The organism is Candidatus Lariskella endosymbiont of Epinotia ramella (genome assembly GCF_964019805.1).
Classification (GTDB): Bacteria; Pseudomonadota; Alphaproteobacteria; order Rickettsiales; family Midichloriaceae; genus Lariskella.
Window position 1 is genome coordinate 50141 of sequence record NZ_OZ026472.1, and the last position, 18644, is coordinate 68784.

Consider the following 18644-nt stretch of genomic DNA (forward strand, 5'->3'; position numbering starts at 1 on the left):
TATAGTTTTGTTCGTAGTCGGATGCTCAGTGCGGAGAATTAATTCGGGATATCAATATGAAAATGCTGATCTTCAGAGCATTGTGAAATCACAATCTACATCAGACGATGTGAACAGGATACTAGGTACTCCTACTGTTACTTCAGATTTCGGTCCTAAGACTTTCTTTTATATGGGGGCGAAATACGATAAGATCGCGTTCTTTGATCCTAAGCTAATAGAGCAAAAGATAATCGCAATCTCTTTCAATAACAATGATGTTGTTAATGATATACGCTTTTATGGAACAGAAGATAGTAGAATGGTTGTCTTTAGCAAGGATAGCATCATAATTAAAGGGAATGAAGTAAGCTTGTTCAGGCAGCTCTTTAGAAATCTAGGAAGGTTTAATAGGTCTCCTAGCAATTTATGAAGAGTGTTAAATTAATTGCTTTGCTAGGCATTTTACCTAACACATTAAAAACACAAAGTTAAACATGCTGTTTGCTTTTTAAGAAGAGCGAGGTTACGAGTATCATCCGCTTTTTACACGTTTTGTGAATTTGTATCTTAATGCGTATAGCGAAAAATTTGATGTTTGTAACTTATGGAAACAATAATTATAGCTTTAGCTTCACTGTTTTTTGTTCTCCTGTCGCAGTTCTTTGTGTATAGGAAAGTATCTATATTTGCAGGTAGAAGTGGCGCTCTTGAGGAGCTAACAAAGCAAATAACAGAACTAACATACCTTAGTGTATCGAATAAAACACAAATTGAGAGCTTGCAATCTCATATATCAGAACAGCTGAAAGTAAGTAGAGATATTCAACAGGAACAGCTAAAATTCATTAGTGATGCTCTTGAAAAACTTAAAACAGCAAATGATCTACATGCAGATAGAATGAGACAGACAGTAGATTCTAAACTTCTTGATATACAGCATAGCAATGATAAAAAACTTGAAGAGATGAGAAAGACTGTGGATGAAAAGTTGCATAGCACTTTGGAGCAACGCCTTAATCAGTCATTCAAACTTGTTAGTGATAAGCTTGAAATGTTGCATAAAGGACTTGGACAGATGCAGAGTATTTCATCACAGGTTGTAGATCTAAAAAATATTCTTTCAAACGTGAAAACTAGAGGTATTTGGGGCGAGGTACAGCTAAAATCTATTATAGAGCAGATAATGACCCCTGAGCAATACCTGGAAAACATAAATGTAATCCCAGGGAGTCAAGAGAGAGTCGAATATGCAGTCAGACTCCCTGGTAGAGATAATTCTGGAGATATTTTGCTCCCTATTGATGCCAAATTTCCTCTTGAAGATTATCAGCGTTTAATAGAAGCCCAAAAAACTGGAGATGTTAATCGAATCAAAGAATATGCTAGTAATTTAAAAAAGGTTGTAAAGAAACAAGCGAAAACTATTAGTGAGAAATATATAAAGGATCCATATACTACGGATTTTGCTATTATGTTCATGGCAACTGAAGGGCTTTATGCAGAAGTGCTGCAAGAGCCTGGAATAGTTGAGGAGCTGCAAAGTAGTTATAGAGTTATTATTGCAGGGCCTGCGACTATCAGTGCTATGCTAAGCAGTTTAAAAATGGGCTTTAAGACTTTAGCAATTGAGAGAAAGTCAAAAGAGCTTTGGGCGCTTCTTGCTCCGCTTAAATCCCAGTTTAATAATTTTGGTACTCTTCTTGGCAAAACAAGGCTGAAGCTAGAACAGGCGACCGAAACAATTGTAAAAGTTGAAAATGAAACGAGGAAAATACAGAATAATTTTCAAAATATAGAGAGCTCCTCTGCAGCAAACGTTGTAGAATTAGATGTAGAACATCTTCCAAGTATTTAAATTGAAGTGTCTTAAGAGCAAATTTTCAGATTATTGACATGCTAAATTCTATAGTTAAATGGGCTGCTTTTTTGTTTGGTGTCTGTTTATTGTTTGTCATTTTTTCATTACAGCTAATTATATTTTTCAGTCATGACTTGCCGGATTATCAGCAACTTGCAGATTATGATCCACCAGGTATAACGAGACTTTATTCACACAGTGGTGAAGTTTTGTCGGAATATGCTATAGAAAAACGTACATTTGTACCGATATCAGAAGTGCCAACGATTGTAATTAATGCGTTTTTGGCTGCTGAAGATAAGAATTTCTTTCAACATCCTGGTGTGGATTTATACAGCACTATTAGAGCTGCGATACAAAGCGTGCTTAACTTAGCGGCTAGCAAAAGAGTTGTGGGCGGTTCTACAATTACACAGCAGGTTGTGAAGGATTTTTTGCTTACAAACGAACGCAGTATATCTAGAAAAATCAAAGAAGCTATCCTTGCTTATAGAATTAGTAAGATATATTCAAAGCATAGGATACTTGAACTATACTTAAACCAGATTTTCTTAGGTAATAACTCATATGGTATTGTAACTGCAGCTCAAAATTATTTTGATAAAGATCTAAAAGATCTGAATATCGCAGAAGCTGCAATGCTTGCTGCGTTGCCTAAAGCTCCTTCTACTCTTAATCCATTTACTAATTACTCGAAAGCAAAAATAAGACGTGATTGGGTAATTGAACGAATGGCAGAGGAGGAAATGATTACCGATAGAGAGGCTGCAAAATATATTAAGCAAAAAATATTGCTGCGTACGAAGCGTATGTTGCAAGAACATGGTGAAAGTTTTTATACAGAGTCTGTCAAACAAGAGCTTGTTAAAATGTTTGGAGAGCATGATGTTGTATCTAAGGGGTTTGTTGTAAACACAAATTTGGATATTGAGCTGCAAAGATTTGCTGATGAGTCTTTCAAAAAAGGATTGATTGGATACGATAAGAAACATGGGTGGCGTGGTCCTATAGATAAAATCTCAAGTAGTGAAATAGCAAATTGGCAAAATGTTATATCAAGATATTCAGCAGTGGCTATAGAAAATAACCTAGATGTCGCAATAGTGCTGAAGATAGCGAATAATAGAGCTATTATAGGTCTTCCGAATTCATCGCAAGGATTTATTGCATTTGATGATGTAAAGTGGGCTAGAAAAAATCTAAAGAATCAAACATTAGGGCCGCAATTAAATAGTATCTCTGAAGTATTAAATGCCGGACATGTGATTTTTGTTAAAAATATTGAAGGCGATAAATACACACTTGAACAAGTTCCAGATGTGGAAGGTGGTATGGTAGTTATGGAGCCATATACAGGTAAAGTTCTAGCAATGGTTGGTGGCTTTAATGGAAATAAAACATATTTTAATCGTGCAATCCAAGCAGAGCGTCAGCCAGGTTCTGTGTTTAAACCATTGGTATATCTTGCGGCGTTGGAGCAAAATATACAGCCAAACACAATAATACTAGATGAGCCAATTTCTGTTAGCCAAGGAAAGGGAATGCCAAATTGGTCGCCAAAGAATTATAATGCAAATTTCTTGGGCCCCATTACTTTGCGAACGGCGCTTGAAAAATCTAGGAATACTCCGACTGTAAGGATTATGTTAACAGTTGGATTGCCATCAATTATAGAACTTGCTAATCGTTTTGGAGTATATAAAAAAAGCAAAGCTGCTTATTCAATTGCACTTGGAGCATTTGAAACAACTCTTATGGAGATAACTAATGCATATAATACAGTTGCAAGTGGTGGTCTTGCAGTCACTCCGAAACTTATAGAGAGCATATATGATAGGCGTGGGAATATGATCTATAGGTCGGAAGATATAATTTGTAAGTCTTGCACATCAGATCTGATAAGTAGCATAGCAGATGGTAGTATATATGAAGATGCAGAATTACCTGATATAGAATACCCTACATATAGATTGGTGGATACTGATACGAACTACCAATTTGTTTCTTTGTTAGAAGGCGCTATGCGAAGGGGAACAGGCGCAAAGGCGAATGTGCTTGGAATTCCAGTTGCAGGAAAGACAGGCACAACAAATGATAGTTTTGACGCATGGTTTGTAGGATTTACGCCATATATAATTGTTGGTGTTTATGTTGGATTTGATAAACCAAGAACTCTTGGGGCGAGAGAGACTGGTTCTACCGTTGCATTGCCTATTTTTATAGATTTTATGCAAAAAGCTTGTGCTAAAATGCCGGCATTAGAATTTGCAGTTCCAGATGGTATTGCGCTTAAAGCTGTAAATAAAAGAACTGGTAGAGTATTGGAGGAAGAAGACTATGAGGTAGCAAAATCTGATATCATAATTGAGGCATTCAAAAAGAATCATTCTTGGTCTCATGCATTTAGAGATAGATCTGAGGAAAATTTGGAAGAGTCGATTCCTCATTATAACCTAGGAGAAATATTATCCACTTTAGATGAAGAAGAGTAGATTTCATGGAAGATTTTTATAAGCACAAGAAATATCTTCAATCTTTTGCTGTAAGAGGGAGGTCTTTAAGTCCTGATCAAAATTATTTAATGCTAGATGTTCTCAAAAAATTTTCTGCTTCTGTAAATTGTGAAAGGATTTTTGAAAATATAGAGCAATGTGAGAGAAAAATAAATTTTGAGATAGGGTTCGGTGACGGAAAAAATTTGATAGAGCGTGCTACTAAATTTCCAGAACAAATATTCATAGGCTGTGAGGTATATAAAAAAGGGTTATTTAGAGTTGCTTCATATATCAAAGATAATGATGCTGCAAATATATACTTTTATGAAGGTGATGGGCGTGAGTTTATTGCAAAAATCCCAGATAATTCTTTATTTAGGATCTATATTTTATTTCCAGATCCTTGGCCAAAGGTAAGACATAATAAACGTAGAATAATAAATTCAGATTCTTTAAAGCTATTTGCAAGCAAAATGCGGTCTGATGGTTTATTGTATACTGCAACAGATGATAGAGGCTATGCAGAGCATATGTTGTGCTGCTTTGAGAATAATGATTTTGCAATAAAAAATTTACCTAGATATTGTAAGTCAGTAGAAGATAAGTTAAATGCGCTAGAGAAACCTTCAGACTGGAGAGAGACTAAGTATGAGGCTAAAGCTATAGAATTATCTAAAAAAATCTTCTATATAGTCGCAATGAAGATTTAATGTTACATTTACAAGGTTCACGTTCTATAGCTATTTGCACAATATGTGTAATGTTTAGCTGCTAGAGTTGTGTTATCTATTTGTTTATGAACTTATTATCTTACAATTTTATGTTGTTCCAACATCTGATATAGTTCATCCCTGATTATTAATTGGTAACTTGAGTTAGATGTAGTGCCTGCATCAAAAATATATTCTGCAAGTAGTACTCATATATTTGCAAAGTGTATAGGCGCATGATAAATAACTGTTGTTATCTCGAAATGCATTCTAAGTGTTAGAGCAGGTTGGCTGGTTTAACGAGCGAGTCAATTGCTATGGTAGGTTGAAAAGCGCTGTAGAGTTGATTAAAATAAACGCTTATATAAGTTGCACAAGATTATTGTGCTAATATACATAAATAAATGATTTAGAGTATGATATATTATTTTATTGCTGATTTAATACATCATTTTAGCATATTTAATGTTTGTAGATATATCACGTTTCGAAGTATTTGTGCGGTATTCACAGCACTTTTAGTGAGCTTTATATTTGGCAAAAAATTCATAAGCTTTTTAAAGTCTGTACAGACTGCAGGGCAGCCAATTAGAGAAGATGGACCTGATTCTCATATTATGACTAAAGCAGGGACTCCTACTATGGGAGGTGCCTTGATACTTTTTAGTACAATAGTATCAACTTTCATTTGGGCAGATCTGCAAAATAAGTACGTATGGATTTGTTTATCTGCTATGTTAGCTTATGGTGTGATTGGCTTCATTGATGACTATAGAAAGCTCAAGTATAAAAATTCAAAAGGTCTTTCTGCAAAAGCGAAGTTCTCCATGCAGCTTTTATTTGGATTACTTGTAAGCATATTAATAGGTTCTGTGGCAGAAAGCTCTGCGACAACTTTGTTCTTCCCATTTTTTAAAAATGTTGGTGTTGATTTGGGTTTATTTTATTTTGTTTTTTCAAGCATTGTGATTACAGGTTCTTCGAATGCAGTGAATTTAACAGATGGGCTTGATGGACTTGCAATTATGCCAATCATTATAGCTGCCGCGTGTTTCGCATTGATTAGTTACTTGACTGGAAATATTGTGTTTGCAAATTACCTGCAGCTTAATTATGTGCAAAGTGCAGGAGAAATTGCTGTACTTTGTGCATCATTAATTGGAGCAGGGCTTGGGTTTCTTTGGTATAATGCGCCACCAGCTAAAGTTTTCATGGGAGATATCGGTAGTCTCTCACTTGGAGCGCTTCTTGGTTCTATCAGTGTGATTACTAAGCATGAGATTGTGCTTGGTATTATATGTGGTCTTTTTGTGATAGAAGCTATGTCTGTAATATTACAAGTCGCATCTTTCAAATTATATGGGAGAAGAATATTTAAGATGGCACCAATACACCATCATTTTGAAAAACTTGGTTGGAGTGAGTCGACTATTGTGATGAGATTCTGGATAGTTGCAATTATATTTGCTCTAATCGGGCTTTCCACATTAAAACTTAGATAAATGATTAGCTTAAATTATTATAAGAAAAAGCTTGTTGGGGTATATGGGCTTGGCATAACTGGGGTTGCTGCAATAGAAGCACTGGTGTTTGGAGGCGCTTCTGTTATTGCCTGGGATGATAATGATTCTGTAATGGAGTCTATGAAAGATCTGCTGTATGAGAAGGGAGAGCTATCTATTGCGTTTCATAAATCTCACCTTCGATTTCAAAGGCCTTCTGAAGAAGAATTGCAGAAGATGTATTCGATCGTTGTAAGTCCAGGCATTCCAATTTGTTATCCTTATGTTAGCAAATATATTCTCTTTGCAAGAGAGCATAATATTGCTTTGGTATCAGATATAGAGTTGCTGCAGGTAGCTCAGCCAGCTGCGTCTTATATAGGGATTACTGGGACAAATGGTAAGTCGACTACTACAGCACTAGTAGGGCATATTCTGCAGTTTGCTGGTGTTAAGACAGAAGTTGGAGGTAATATTGGAAATCCTGCTTTAGCTCTTTCAGAGCTGCAGTTAGGTGATGTCTATACAATGGAGGTTTCTTCATTTCAGTTAGATCTTTTTTCTAATATGCGTTTTGATATAGCAATTGCACTAAGTATCAAGCCAGATCATATAGATAGGCACGGTTCATTTGAGAATTACTTTGAAAGTAAAAAGAAGATATTTGCACATCAAGATATGTTAGATCATGCTGTAGTTAGTGTAAATTCAGGTTATGCGATGCTAGATTGGCTCTCTGAGCAAAAAAGGCAAAATATTATTGCAGTATCAAGTAATAAATTGCTCAATAATGGCGTTTCTTTTATATCAAGTAAGATTATAGACAAATATTTTACTGGGTGTGAATATGATTTTGAAGCACCTGAAAGTCTTTTAGGTGAGCATAATGCAGAAAATATAGCTGCTGCATTTTCGGCAGCTTCATTGATAGGTGTTGCGCCAGAGCTCATAATGGAAGCAATTAGGCATTTTAAGGCTCTACCACATAGGATGGAAGTTTTTCATCGTACTTGCGATTTAAGATTTATAAATGATAGCAAGGCCACAAATTCTGACGCAGCTTATTGGGCTTTAAAGACGTTTGATAATATATACTGGGTTTTAGGTGGTATATGTAAAGATGATGGGATAGCCGCACTTTCTGAGTTTTTCTCGAAGGTGAAACATGCATTCTTAATTGGCAAGGCAGCAGATGATTTTGCTAAAACTCTTGAAGATTATGGCGTGCAATATACTATTTCAGGAGACATGCAGAATGCTATAAAACAGATAAAAAGTATGAATCTTAAAAGTGGTAATATATTACTATCGCCTGCATGTGCATCACAAGATCAATGGAAAAATTATGAAGAGAGAGGTGCTAAGTTTAAAGAATTAATTTTGGAAATATATAGTTAGAGACTTCGTGTATAACCTGAACTTGGGATAGTAACAGAATGCCAAATCTTAAAGATTATATTTCATCTATAGAAATTTCTGATTTTTCGGTTGCCATTAATATAGGAGTCTCTGATAGTGAGAGACTCGTGCAACAAGAAGTGCTGGTGGATTATACGGTTCATTTTCAAGGTGTGCCGCATGGTTGTATTTCAGATAATATGTCTGATTCTATTTGCTATGCAGAGATATTAAATTGCATTAAAAATTTTTCGGAAAACCGTAGTTTTATGTTGATAGAGCATTATAGCTTTGCTTTATTTGAGTGCTTAAGACAGGACTGTTCTATAAAAGAGGCAACTTTAGTAGTAAAAAAGAAGCCGCAAGTCCCAGGACTTAAGGGATATGCGTCTTTTAGGATTTCGAATTTCAGTATGTCAATATGAAATTTTATTCTTTTTTAATATAAATAGTTGTACATGTCCAGATACATTTGTTACAATTGTGTTGCGCAATGGTAACTCAAGATACACAATTTGTGGTTTATAGATATATTTAGCGTTAAAAGCGCTTTCTTATGTATTTTTGCCTAATCTCCTTAGGTTTCTGGGCTTTTTACAAGTCTGTTTTTGTTTTCTCTTTTACATTCAAATGATATTTTTCCTACAGATTTTGTAGGAGTTGTTTTTATAATGGTGAGCTGCGCTGACACTTGTGTAATTTTGTAGTGTATGGCTTGTTTTTTTTAAAAGCAATAAAAGTGTGTACTTTATATCACAAGTTGAGCTTTATACTCAGTTATCTGTGAACTTGCGTTTAAGTTGCTTTTCACACATTTTAGATTGATCGGAGGTAATTATTATGGGTTGGCGTATTGATACATCTTGGAAATTCGATGTGCTAGTAAAAGAATTTGGTTATGAAGAAGGGGCAGGTGGGAATGCATCTTTTGAATTAACTATGAGCGAAAACATCTTTAATAGGGCTATACGTAGTATTCACCTGATGAATGCTACAAGAGAACAGGGCGCTTCTGTAATACAGACACTACTTATGGAATCGATATTCCGCAGATATGTAGAAAGGTTTGGTGGTGAAAATCAAGAAGAGACATTTAATAGTTGGGAAATCCAAGGAGTGAGCTTCGCAGAAATTATGAGTGCACCTAATATTGGGCGCATAGGTGATGATAATAGTGATGTGATCACTGTCCATCCTCTTATTATGGCTTTGATGTGCAGGTCTATCTCTTCTGATGTGGTCGGAGAGTTGCGAGCAGAAGAATATATAATGAGAACATTGAGCTCTAATAATGATTTGAGTGAAGGCGAAAGAGTATTGTTAGCTTCAGCTATTTTAACTAGAGATGAGGCGTTGTATAGTATCTCAATAGATTATAGAAGTATGTTTATTCAAGAGATCAGTGAGAATACGATTGCGCAGGCGGTTAATGTAATGCTCGCATCTCCTTGGGCAATAGATTATATTGCTACTCATCCTGCCCTATTTGTTGAACATCGTGACAGCATTTTAGAAGGCATTGCTAGTGCCATGAGCACAGGTAGTGGCGATGATGCAAGCTTGAGTATGGTTGCAACAGTTTTGCAAGGATATTTGGAAAATGCACAACATACAGAAGTTGCAGAAGCTCTTGATCAAGATGAGGAGGCAGCAGAAACTAGCAGTCAAACAACTGATGTTTCTCATGCTGAGATGGATGCTTCTACAAGCGAAATATATGAGCAGATAAAATTCTGGAAAGAAATGGAAATGGACAATAACTATATCATAACGATGCTCACGAGTAATGCGTCTGGTTCAGAGAAAGCTCAATTGATGAATCAATTGATGCAAACAGTAGACGATCTTGAGGTTACTACTATTGTTTCTGCTGATGTTCCTACTACTTCTGCTATTGACAATGATGTTTCTGATGATATTACTACTGTTGTTTCAGAGGATGCTGTAGCGCAGCAATCGGTAGCGAGCAGAGGCAGTATTATCAGCAGAGTTGTAGACTTTTTTACATCATTACGTGCTGGAGGTAGTGACAACTCAGCTGCAGAAGGGTTGACCGAAGAGCTCTTTGTTCAAACAGCTAACGCTACTGCTAGTGAAGAAGACACTAGGGACGCACAGGACATACAGTTAGAATTCACAAATGATATGCCAACAACTGAATTAGAAATAACAATATCTCCGACGCTGAGTTGTTAGTACAGCTCAATTAAAATTATTGCACGCGCTGAAAATCGCGCGTGTATGGCGCTGCCAGCACAGTGCTTGTGTTTAGGATTTAAAGAGTCCATCCGCCAAAAATTTATATACGCAAACAAAGCAATTTTTGTGGAGAAGTGCAATGTGCAAAAATTAGCCCTTAGATCGGCCGGCATTGTTGCATAATGCCATTCGGCCCTGCCCTAATTTCGGATATATAGCCACTTTTCTGCTAGATTTATGTGCGCCATAATTGCTTGCATGTCAAGATAAATCGTATATTCCTTAGAGTTTGACGCAGGCGACTTCCTAGCTCTTTTTGCAGTCTAACTTCGTATGTGCAAAAGTTCAAATGCCCACTCTTCATTCGCCTGAGACATACATGGTGTAAATAAATGTTTTGCGCCATAAGATTTATTTAACAAAATCTGATTAGAGTGATCAAATTCACTTTTTTTTGATACCACGTTTTTTTGCTGTCTTTTTTACTGCTCTTGGTTTGCTTGGCTGATCTTTTATTTTATTTAGCTTTTCAGCAATTAATTTTATGGCTTCATCAAGTGTGATATTTAAAAAATCTATACCGCTCTTTTTAGTAATAGAAGCATATGTCTTGTTGCACTCAACATATGGACCAAACCTTCCTATGGAAACTTTGACTTCATAACCTAGCTCTTTGTGTATACCAAGTGATTTTGGTAGCTCTAGCAATGCCTTTGCATATTTTAAATCAACTGAATTTATATCAACACCTTGAGGTATAGGCATTCTCTTAACTTTATTATTACTTTCAGACGATTCGATTTGAACATAAAACCCATAAGGCCCACGCTTCAAGCTGATTTGACTTGCATTTGCGTCTTCTCCCAGCACTTTAGCGTCACTAATTTGTCCTGTTTCTTCTTGTATTGCATGTAGTTTTTTTGTGTACTTACAATTTGGGTAATTACTACAGCCAACAAATGAACCAAACTTACTTGTTTTGAGTTCAAGCGTTCCACTACTGCATGATGGACACTTTCTGGTTTCATTTCCTTGTTCATCACCGAATATATAATACTCCAAAGATTTTTGTATGTGTGATAGAACTTCTGCATTAGGTACGCCAAGTACAGTATCTGTTTTTTCTTTAAATGGGTGCCAGAACTGTTGCATTAATTCTTTCCAATCTTGTCCACCTGATGCAACATCATCTAATTGATCTTCAAGATTTGCTGTGAAGTTATATTCTACATATTTTGCAAAGAATGCAGTGAGAAATGCGTTCACTAGTCTTCCAAGCGCTTCTGTAAAAAATCTTCGCTTTTCAAGTGACACATATTTTCTGTCTTGTAATATTGAGATAATTGACGGATATGTAGAAGGTCTCCCTATTCCGAGTTCTTCCATACTCTTCACTAAACTTGCTTCAGTATATCTTGGTGGAGGTTGTGTAAAATGTTGTAGAGGATTGCTTTCTTTGAGTTTTAATTCTTCTTTTTCTTCAAGCTTTGGTAGTCTATTTTCCTTTTCACTCTCTTCTTGCTCTTTGTCATCATGACTTTCTGAGTAAAGAATATAAAACCCAGGAAACGCAACTGTAGAGCCTGTTGCCCTAAAAGATATGCTTTTGTCTTCGGATTGAATATTAATAGAAACAGAGTCAAGAATTGCGCTTTCCATCTGGCTTGCAACAAGCCTCTTCCATATTAAATCGTATAACTTCAGCTGCTCTGGTTCAAGGTAAGAAGCTATGTTTTGAGGGAGTTTATCCACATCGGTTGGACGAATTGCTTCATGCGCCTCTTGTGCATTTTTAGATTTCGTCTTATATATCCTTGGAGACTTTGGAAGGTAACTGTTCTCATAAGTGTTTTTAATCAAGTTGCGTGTTGCGGCTATCGATTCTTGCGATATATTAACGCTATCTGTTCTCATATATGTGATGAGTCCAATCATTTCGCCAGCAATATTTATCCCTTCATAAAGTTTTTGAGCTATTTGTGCAGTTCTTTTTGCAGAGAAGCCAAACTTTCTTGAGGCTTCTTGGATCAGTGTTGCTGTAGTAAAAGGTGGGTTAGGATGCCGTTTAATTTGCTTCTTGTTTACTTCTGAGACATGGTAAGCAAATTGCTTTAGCAGATCGTTTATATGATTTGCATCCTTTTGCGTTTTAATACTGAGTTTATCAAGTTTTTCGTTATTAAAAACAGTTAGCTGTGCACTGAACGCTGCCTTTGCCTTTGGTTGGAATATTCCGGTAATCGTCCAATATTCCTCAGTTTTAAATTTTTCTATTTCAGATTCTCTTTCTGCGATCATTCTAAGAGCTACAGATTGAACACGGCCAGCAGAGCGACTTCCAGGCAACTTACGCCAGAGAACTGGAGAGAGAGTGAACCCCACAAGATAATCCAATGCTTGCCTCGCTTTCTGCGCATTAACAAGATTATCATTCAATGATCTTGCATTTTTTATGGCATCCAGCACAGAATTTTTTGTAATCTCATAAAATACCACTCTTTTTATCGTAGCCTCTTCTTTTAACGCTCCGCGTATTTTTAGCACCTCTATTATATGCCATGAAATTGCCTCTCCTTCTCTATCCGGATCTGTTGCAAGGTATATTTCATCGCTTTTTTTTACATATGATATAATTTCTTCCACTCGTTTTTCTGCGCCATCATTGATTTCATAACGCATTGCAAACCCGTTATCAGGGTCTACAGCGCCTTTTTCAGAAGGCAGGCCGCGAATATGACCATAGGATGATATAACCTTAAAGTCCTGTCCTAAGTACTTATTGATTGTTTTTGCTTTTGCCGGAGACTCTACTATCAGTAATTTCATATAAACTAAAAATATTCTTTAATTTTATTATCCTATAAGTGTTAACATGTCGTTTTTTAGTCGCTGTTTCCTTTAAATGAGACTTGTAAGTTTCATATTTATACTTGTTATACTTTTCAAAATCGGCACAGTGCGGAATGTTCCTTATGTATTTTTGTATACATTGCGCATTCTTCTTAACTTCTTTTACAGTCTAACTTCGTATACTAACTCTTTCTTTATCACAAGAAGTATCAATATATACATGCTATATGTAACGAACAATAAAAAATCCATACCTATTAGCAAAGCTGCATCAATCCTATAAACATGAGTATACTCGCTATATTTTAAAAATTTGTCGCTTGTTATGTATTTATACACTGCTCTCAAGTTCTTTCTGGCTCTTTTGAAATGGAGCTTCGTATCAAATTCTAAATTACCAACTCTTCATTTGCCTGCAGCATATATTGTGCTTCGTATTTGCAAACAAACTAATAAGATGATATACAGCACCTTGAAAATTAGGAATTGAATCTTTTATTTGAGCACATAAAGATTATTAATCAAAAGTGCAATTGAATAGAAGAGCAAAGTTTAAAGTTTTAGTTGTAGTATTTATTGCTTAAATAATATAGAGAGTATCATATGCAACAAAAACTACGAGTTAATAGATGCTAATTTTGCAGCGCACAACTGCACATGTGCTATGATATACTGCGCAGCATAAGTAAAGCTTTGGCTTGCAATGTCATGATTTTGAGTCAGCGCTATAACTTTTACGAGTGAGCAAGTAATAAAATCTGCTTGTATATTTAATACATGCTGTGTTTCAACATATTTCTTTGTAAAAGAATAGCATTTGAGCTGGCGCGCGCCAAAAGCCTCAGAAAGCGGCATAAAATACAAAATAGCATTAAATCAGCGCTTAAATGGACTATATACTTGCAAAATTTGCTGCATAAAAAGCATTGCTTTTGAAAAGCAGGCTTTTAATTAAATTATTGCTGCTTAAAAAATGTAATTAACAGTAACTGTTAGATAATCAGAGTATTTGTGATATGAAAAAAATATCAATCAAAAAAGTTTCAATTGTCGTGATTGTGCTGAAGATCGCTCTATTAATTGTACTGCTGATCAAATTATTTAATTACAAACCAGATGTAAAACAAGTAAAGAAAGTTTTGGAGATAAAATACTCAGAAAGTCTTTAGTCACCCGCGTCTCAAACTCTAAGAAGTACCCGCAAAAAGTCTCAGAAGCTGTATCAAATGACCTTTAGAGTTGGAAGATAGTGTTTTAAATCCGTAAGGTTTTTGCGTTTATTATAACATTTTTTTTGCGGATTTAAGCGCTATTTTTGCGCTCCAGGCACTATTTTATGCTTGTTTTGAGACTTTTTGCGCGCGTGCCATCTAATGAAAAAGGCACACTTTGCAGACATTTTTCTCATTCTGCCATAAAAAATCACAACAAATTGACACAGATGCCATCAGCTGGGCAATAAAATACACAATATCAAGTTGTGCCAAGGAATTTCAAAAGCTAGAATTCATACTTTTGGCGGATGGACTGACTATTGCGCTGGCAAATTCTTCAGGAGAAAATTCCTGTAGATCATCAAGAGTTTCACCTATGCCGATTGCACATATAGGAATCCCAAACTTTTGTGCAAGTGCAATGGCAATGCCGCCTTTTGAGCTTCCGTCCAGTTTAGTTAAGATGAGGCTAGATACTCCTACTGCTTTGCCAAATAGTTCGACCTGGTTTATAGCATTCTGCCCTGTAGTAGCATCGAGCGTTAAAATAATTTCATGTGGAGTAGACTCATCAAGTTTTTGTAGGACTCGCTTGCATTTTTCGAGCTCTGACATTAAGTTTGCTTGGTTTTGCAATCTACCTGCTGTGTCTATAATCAGTACATCAAGTTTCAAGTTTTTAGATTCTTGTAATGCTTTATACGCAACACTTGCAGGATCAGAACCTTCGCTTCCACTTATAAATCTGCATCCTATTCTATTTGCCCATTCGTTTAGTTGCTCAACTGCAGCAGCTCTAAATGTATCGCAAGCAGCAATTGCTACATTTTTACCAAGATCCTGGAATTTTTTTGCGAGTTTTGCTACAGTTGTAGTTTTCCCATTACCATTTACCCCACATATCATCAGTACATACGGCTTATACTCAGCAGTATTGTCAAAGATACTTTGCTGTTTCTTTGCGCGCAGCAAAATTTCTTTAATTTCATTACGTAATAAGGTTTTTATCTCATTTTCGAGGTCAACGCCGCTTGGTTTTGCTGCTGCAAGTTTAGATACTAGATGTTCTGCACTTGCAACTCCGATATCTGAGGCTATCAAAAGTTCTTCAACTTGCGCTAGTGATTCTTTATCAAATTTGCCTAGTCCGAAGATTTTCCCTACGCCAGAGCTGATCTTCCCAGAAGTTTTAGCAAGGGTAGAATATAGTTTATTAAAAAATGTCATTAAATTGTCTCCGCTTCATTTTAAAATTAGCAATATATTGATTGATTAATAACACGGACAAAAAAGAAGTATAGACAAAGTGTTATGTCTCAGAATTGATATATAGCTAAAGCGCTATAAAATAGGCATGGCAAACGAGTATTTAGAATAATTTTCATTCGTATGCTGCTTTAGCCATATGTAATACATTCTGTAGCATACTTATTATTACTAATTGTTTTTTTAGATGATACTAGGCACTGCCGGCAGCACCTAGCACTACTATAACATCTATTGGCATAGACTAGACATTAGCACAGCTTCTTTTGCAACAAATTTAAATCTATCTTTAAAAGAAATTTTAGGACTAATCAGCTATTATCTTTTCTATCAACACTCTAGCTATTCTACGGTTTTCCATTCCTATAACTGTGAATCTCCAGCCAACTGCAATGAAACTATCACCAAGCTTAGGAAAATTCAGCATTTGCTTTAAGATAAAGCTTGCGAGTGTTCTATACTCATGCTCATCTTCTCCAGGAAGCTTTGTAATATTAAGTAGCGTCATTATCTCTTCTATCAGAGTGTTGCCTTGAACATGATATACACCATCTTTTTGCTTAATAATATTTGGTTGTATACTAGGAACACCTATAGCAATATCTCCAACTAGAATTTTTAATATATCATTTAAAGTGACTAGCCCTTCTATATCACCATATTCATCAAGTACTACTGCTATTCTAGCACGCTTTTGCCGGAAAATTTCAATTAACTTGCTAACCTTAGCAACCTCAGGTATGTATAAGATTTTAGATTTTTTAGCTATGTGTTCAAGCGTATCATTTGTTACTCTTACATTTAATAATTTCTTTACAGGTACGATTCCTATTAGATCATTCAATTCTTTGTTAATCACTGGAAAGTAATTAAACGGATATGCAGATAACTTATACACATTTGTTTTATTATCATCATGAAGATTAATACATACCATCTTACTTCTTGGTGTCATTATTGCACCTACTTTTGCATTACTTAGATGCAATATTCTTTTGAAGATATCCTGCTCAGTTGCTGCAAACATACCAGAAGCTTCAGTGTGCTGGATTAGAAAACGTACTTCATCAAGCGAGACTTGTGTTTGAGGTTTTTTCACTCTAATTATATACAGCACAGCTTTTGTGGATACTGTAATTAGCCAAACAAAAGGGTATAGTACTTGCGTCACAATAATCATGCTGTGAGAAACAATTGATGCTACCTTTTCAGGATAAAGCATTGCTATACGCTTTGGTGCAACTTCTCCCAGAACTGTAAAATATGTTACCACTATCATCACACTAGCATAACTTACGGCTTGATGATATTCTCCTATCACTGGTAATTCCGCAACAAAATTGTCTACGTCTTTGATTATAGAAGTTCCTCCATAAAGCCCTATCAAAATGTTTAGAAATGTTATGCCTACCTGTACAGTAGATAGAAATACCTCTGGAGTTGAGGATAACTTCATTGCAAGTCTAGAGCCTCTATTTCCTTTTCTAGACAGTTCTTCTAATTTGGGTTGTTTGGAGGTGATTATAGCAATTTCTGCCATGACAAAAAGCGCGTTTAGCATCAAAATTGCAAGCAACACAAGAACATCTAAAGAGAAATTAATCATGTTCTTTTATACATGTGAGCATTATTATATTGCGGTTGCAAATCTGTGTCTAAGGCTCTCCTGTCATCAAATGTGAAACAAGCGCCTTGCCACATGCCACTTTTATTACTTGTTTTTGCTAGATAGTTAATAATGCCACCCTTAAGTTGGTAAACATTTTTATACCCTAGAGATTTCATATATGCGGTAGATTTTTCACACCGAATGCCACCAGTACAAAACATTGCTATGTTTTTTTTGTGTCCTATATCCAAAGAGTGTAGCCAATTTTTAAGCTCTGTGAAATTTTTGATATTTGGGTTAATTGAGTTTGCAAACGTACCGACCTCAACCTCATAATCATTGCGAGTGTCAATTACTAGAAATTCCTCTTTGTTTTGCAACAATGAATCCCACTCTTCTGGCTCAACATGTATTCCTGTTTGTGCAATGTCTAACTCTTGTTCACGAAATGTCACTATTTCATTTTTAGCCTTTACCTTGAGCTTATGAAATGGCATAAAGTCGACTTTGCTTCTCTGTACGTAAAGATCAGAAAACAATTTTTGCTTGAGCAAGCTGTTTAGAAATAGTTCAATATTATTTTCTTTGCCAACGAGTGTTGAATTAATTCCTTCTTTTGCAATTAAGATTGTTCCTTTTATAGAATGCTTTTTGCAGATCTTTAATAGTTGAATCTGTAGTTCAGGAATATTTTCTATGTTAATGAATTTGTAGAACGTTATTACAGTATATTGTTCCATTATAATCTCTCTATGGTTTCTCGAATTTTATCCTATATATTCCCCAAAAACATTAATAGTGCTGTTGCTGTGAACAGAGCTATACAATTATTATATACCCATACAGTTTTGAACGATACATTCAATCTGAATCTAATTTATACTAAAGGAAATAACAACTTTGCTTTTATATATGCACTACGATCTGCTGTGTTGCTGCGCTTTAAAGTTAGCTGCTCCTGATTGTATGATTTGTTGCGCGTAAGCAACACCTTCCCAGCCCTTTATATTAACCCATTTGCCTTTTTCAAGAGCTTTATAATGTGTAAAAAAGTGATTTATCTGTTGTATCAGACTTTCCGGGAGATCTAGATAAGATTTTACTTTCTCAAAAAATGGATCTAATTTTGTAATAGGGACAGCTAAAATTTTCTCATCTTGACCTTTTTCGTCTTCTGTAAGCAGAACTCCAAGCGGTCTTACTGTCACTACAGCGCCTGATATGATGGGGTAATTTGCATATACTAGAACATCAACAGGGTCTCCGTCACCGCTGAGTGTTTTTGGTATGAAGCCGTAATTGCATGGATAACGCATACCTGTGTGTATAAACCTATCGACAAACATAACACCTACATCAGAGTTGAACTCATATTTTGTAGGCTCGGCGTTCATTGGCACTTCCACTAGGACATTAACCTCATGTGGCAGATTGCTACCAGCGCTCAATTTTTCGTAATTAACTATCATAATATTATCTCGCTTTGCGATTTTTAAAACATGAAAAACGGGCACGCGCTAATGCTAAACAATTTTTTATTAATGTCAAGAAACTGAATGAA

The 18644-nt window shown here is 35.7% G+C and carries 14 protein-coding genes; 9 read left to right on the forward strand and 5 right to left on the reverse strand.

What is annotated here, in order from left to right:
* Window positions 1-7: 7 nt before the first annotated feature.
* From bamE to AACL20_RS00255, 8 genes are all read left to right on the forward strand, one after another.
* Entirely contained in the window at window positions 8-412 is a 405-nt protein-coding gene (gene bamE, locus AACL20_RS00220) for an outer membrane protein assembly factor BamE (protein WP_339052175.1), read from the forward strand.
* Window positions 413-586: 174 nt separating this feature from the next.
* A complete protein-coding gene (locus AACL20_RS00225) occupies window positions 587-1837 on the forward strand; it encodes a DNA recombination protein RmuC (RefSeq protein WP_339052176.1) in 1251 nt (416 codons plus the stop codon).
* Window positions 1838-1875: 38 nt separating this feature from the next.
* Window positions 1876-4332, forward strand: coding sequence for a PBP1A family penicillin-binding protein (locus AACL20_RS00230; RefSeq protein ID WP_339052177.1), 2457 nt, complete (start codon window positions 1876-1878; stop codon window positions 4330-4332).
* A 5-nt stretch (window positions 4333-4337) separates the two neighbouring features.
* A complete protein-coding gene (trmB, locus tag AACL20_RS00235) occupies window positions 4338-5045 on the forward strand; it encodes a tRNA (guanosine(46)-N7)-methyltransferase TrmB (protein WP_339052178.1) in 708 nt (235 codons plus the stop codon).
* 416 nt (window positions 5046-5461) lie between these two features.
* Window positions 5462-6547: a phospho-N-acetylmuramoyl-pentapeptide-transferase gene (gene mraY / locus AACL20_RS00240; RefSeq protein ID WP_339052179.1), complete on the forward strand. Its 1086-nt coding sequence runs from the start codon at window positions 5462-5464 to the stop codon at window positions 6545-6547.
* Window positions 6548-7945, forward strand: a complete 1398-nt coding sequence (gene murD / locus AACL20_RS00245) for a UDP-N-acetylmuramoyl-L-alanine--D-glutamate ligase (RefSeq protein ID WP_339052180.1) — start codon at window positions 6548-6550, stop codon at window positions 7943-7945.
* A 38-nt stretch (window positions 7946-7983) separates the two neighbouring features.
* Entirely contained in the window at window positions 7984-8370 is a 387-nt protein-coding gene (locus AACL20_RS00250; RefSeq protein WP_339052181.1) for a dihydroneopterin aldolase, read from the forward strand.
* A 415-nt stretch (window positions 8371-8785) separates the two neighbouring features.
* Window positions 8786-10141: a hypothetical protein gene (locus AACL20_RS00255; RefSeq protein ID WP_339052182.1), complete on the forward strand. Its 1356-nt coding sequence runs from the start codon at window positions 8786-8788 to the stop codon at window positions 10139-10141.
* A gap of 447 nt (window positions 10142-10588) precedes the next feature.
* Here the strand turns inward: AACL20_RS00255 and topA are convergent, their stop codons facing one another.
* Window positions 10589-12970, reverse strand: a complete 2382-nt coding sequence (gene topA / locus AACL20_RS00260; RefSeq protein WP_339052183.1) for a type I DNA topoisomerase — start codon at window positions 12968-12970, stop codon at window positions 10589-10591.
* A gap of 1040 nt (window positions 12971-14010) precedes the next feature.
* Between topA and AACL20_RS00265 the strand changes: the two genes are divergently transcribed.
* Window positions 14011-14163 (forward strand): hypothetical protein, encoded by a 153-nt coding sequence (locus AACL20_RS00265; RefSeq protein WP_339052184.1) that lies wholly within the window; start codon window positions 14011-14013, stop codon window positions 14161-14163.
* A gap of 324 nt (window positions 14164-14487) precedes the next feature.
* Here the strand turns inward: AACL20_RS00265 and ftsY are convergent, their stop codons facing one another.
* The 4 genes from ftsY to ppa all read right to left on the reverse strand — a co-directional run bounded on the left by ftsY (window position 14488) and on the right by ppa (window position 18552).
* On the reverse strand, window positions 14488-15435 hold the full coding sequence (gene ftsY, locus AACL20_RS00270; protein WP_339052185.1) for a signal recognition particle-docking protein FtsY: 948 nt from the start codon (window positions 15433-15435) through the stop codon (window positions 14488-14490).
* Window positions 15436-15781: 346 nt separating this feature from the next.
* On the reverse strand, window positions 15782-17080 hold the full coding sequence (locus AACL20_RS00275) for a hemolysin family protein (RefSeq protein WP_339052186.1): 1299 nt from the start codon (window positions 17078-17080) through the stop codon (window positions 15782-15784).
* Entirely contained in the window at window positions 17077-17823 is a 747-nt protein-coding gene (locus tag AACL20_RS00280; protein ID WP_339052187.1) for a rhodanese-related sulfurtransferase, read from the reverse strand. Before AACL20_RS00280 ends, AACL20_RS00275 begins: the two co-directional genes overlap by 4 nt.
* 177 nt (window positions 17824-18000) lie before the next feature.
* Window positions 18001-18552, reverse strand: a complete 552-nt coding sequence (gene ppa / locus AACL20_RS00285) for an inorganic diphosphatase (protein ID WP_339052188.1) — start codon at window positions 18550-18552, stop codon at window positions 18001-18003.
* Window positions 18553-18644 lie beyond the last annotated feature (92 nt).

Excerpts from the sequence above, each read along its gene's own strand:
- murD (WP_339052180.1), top strand. The coding sequence starts at position 6,548 with ATGATTAGCTTAAATTATTATAAGAAAAAGCTTGTTGGGGTATATGGG.
- topA (WP_339052183.1), bottom strand. The coding sequence starts at position 12,970 with ATGAAATTACTGATAGTAGAGTCTCCGGCAAAAGCAAAAACAATCAAT.
- AACL20_RS00280 (WP_339052187.1), bottom strand. The coding sequence starts at position 17,823 with ATGGAACAATATACTGTAATAACGTTCTACAAATTCATTAACATAGAA.
- AACL20_RS00275 (WP_339052186.1), bottom strand. The coding sequence starts at position 17,080 with ATGATTAATTTCTCTTTAGATGTTCTTGTGTTGCTTGCAATTTTGATG.
- ftsY (WP_339052185.1), bottom strand. The coding sequence starts at position 15,435 with ATGACATTTTTTAATAAACTATATTCTACCCTTGCTAAAACTTCTGGG.
- AACL20_RS00265 (WP_339052184.1), top strand. The coding sequence starts at position 14,011 with ATGAAAAAAATATCAATCAAAAAAGTTTCAATTGTCGTGATTGTGCTG.
- mraY (WP_339052179.1), top strand. The coding sequence starts at position 5,462 with ATGATATATTATTTTATTGCTGATTTAATACATCATTTTAGCATATTT.
- AACL20_RS00230 (WP_339052177.1), top strand. The coding sequence starts at position 1,876 with ATGCTAAATTCTATAGTTAAATGGGCTGCTTTTTTGTTTGGTGTCTGT.
- AACL20_RS00250 (WP_339052181.1), top strand. The coding sequence starts at position 7,984 with ATGCCAAATCTTAAAGATTATATTTCATCTATAGAAATTTCTGATTTT.
- ppa (WP_339052188.1), bottom strand. The coding sequence starts at position 18,552 with ATGATAGTTAATTACGAAAAATTGAGCGCTGGTAGCAATCTGCCACAT.
- trmB (WP_339052178.1), top strand. The coding sequence starts at position 4,338 with ATGGAAGATTTTTATAAGCACAAGAAATATCTTCAATCTTTTGCTGTA.
- AACL20_RS00225 (WP_339052176.1), top strand. The coding sequence starts at position 587 with ATGGAAACAATAATTATAGCTTTAGCTTCACTGTTTTTTGTTCTCCTG.
- AACL20_RS00255 (WP_339052182.1), top strand. The coding sequence starts at position 8,786 with ATGGGTTGGCGTATTGATACATCTTGGAAATTCGATGTGCTAGTAAAA.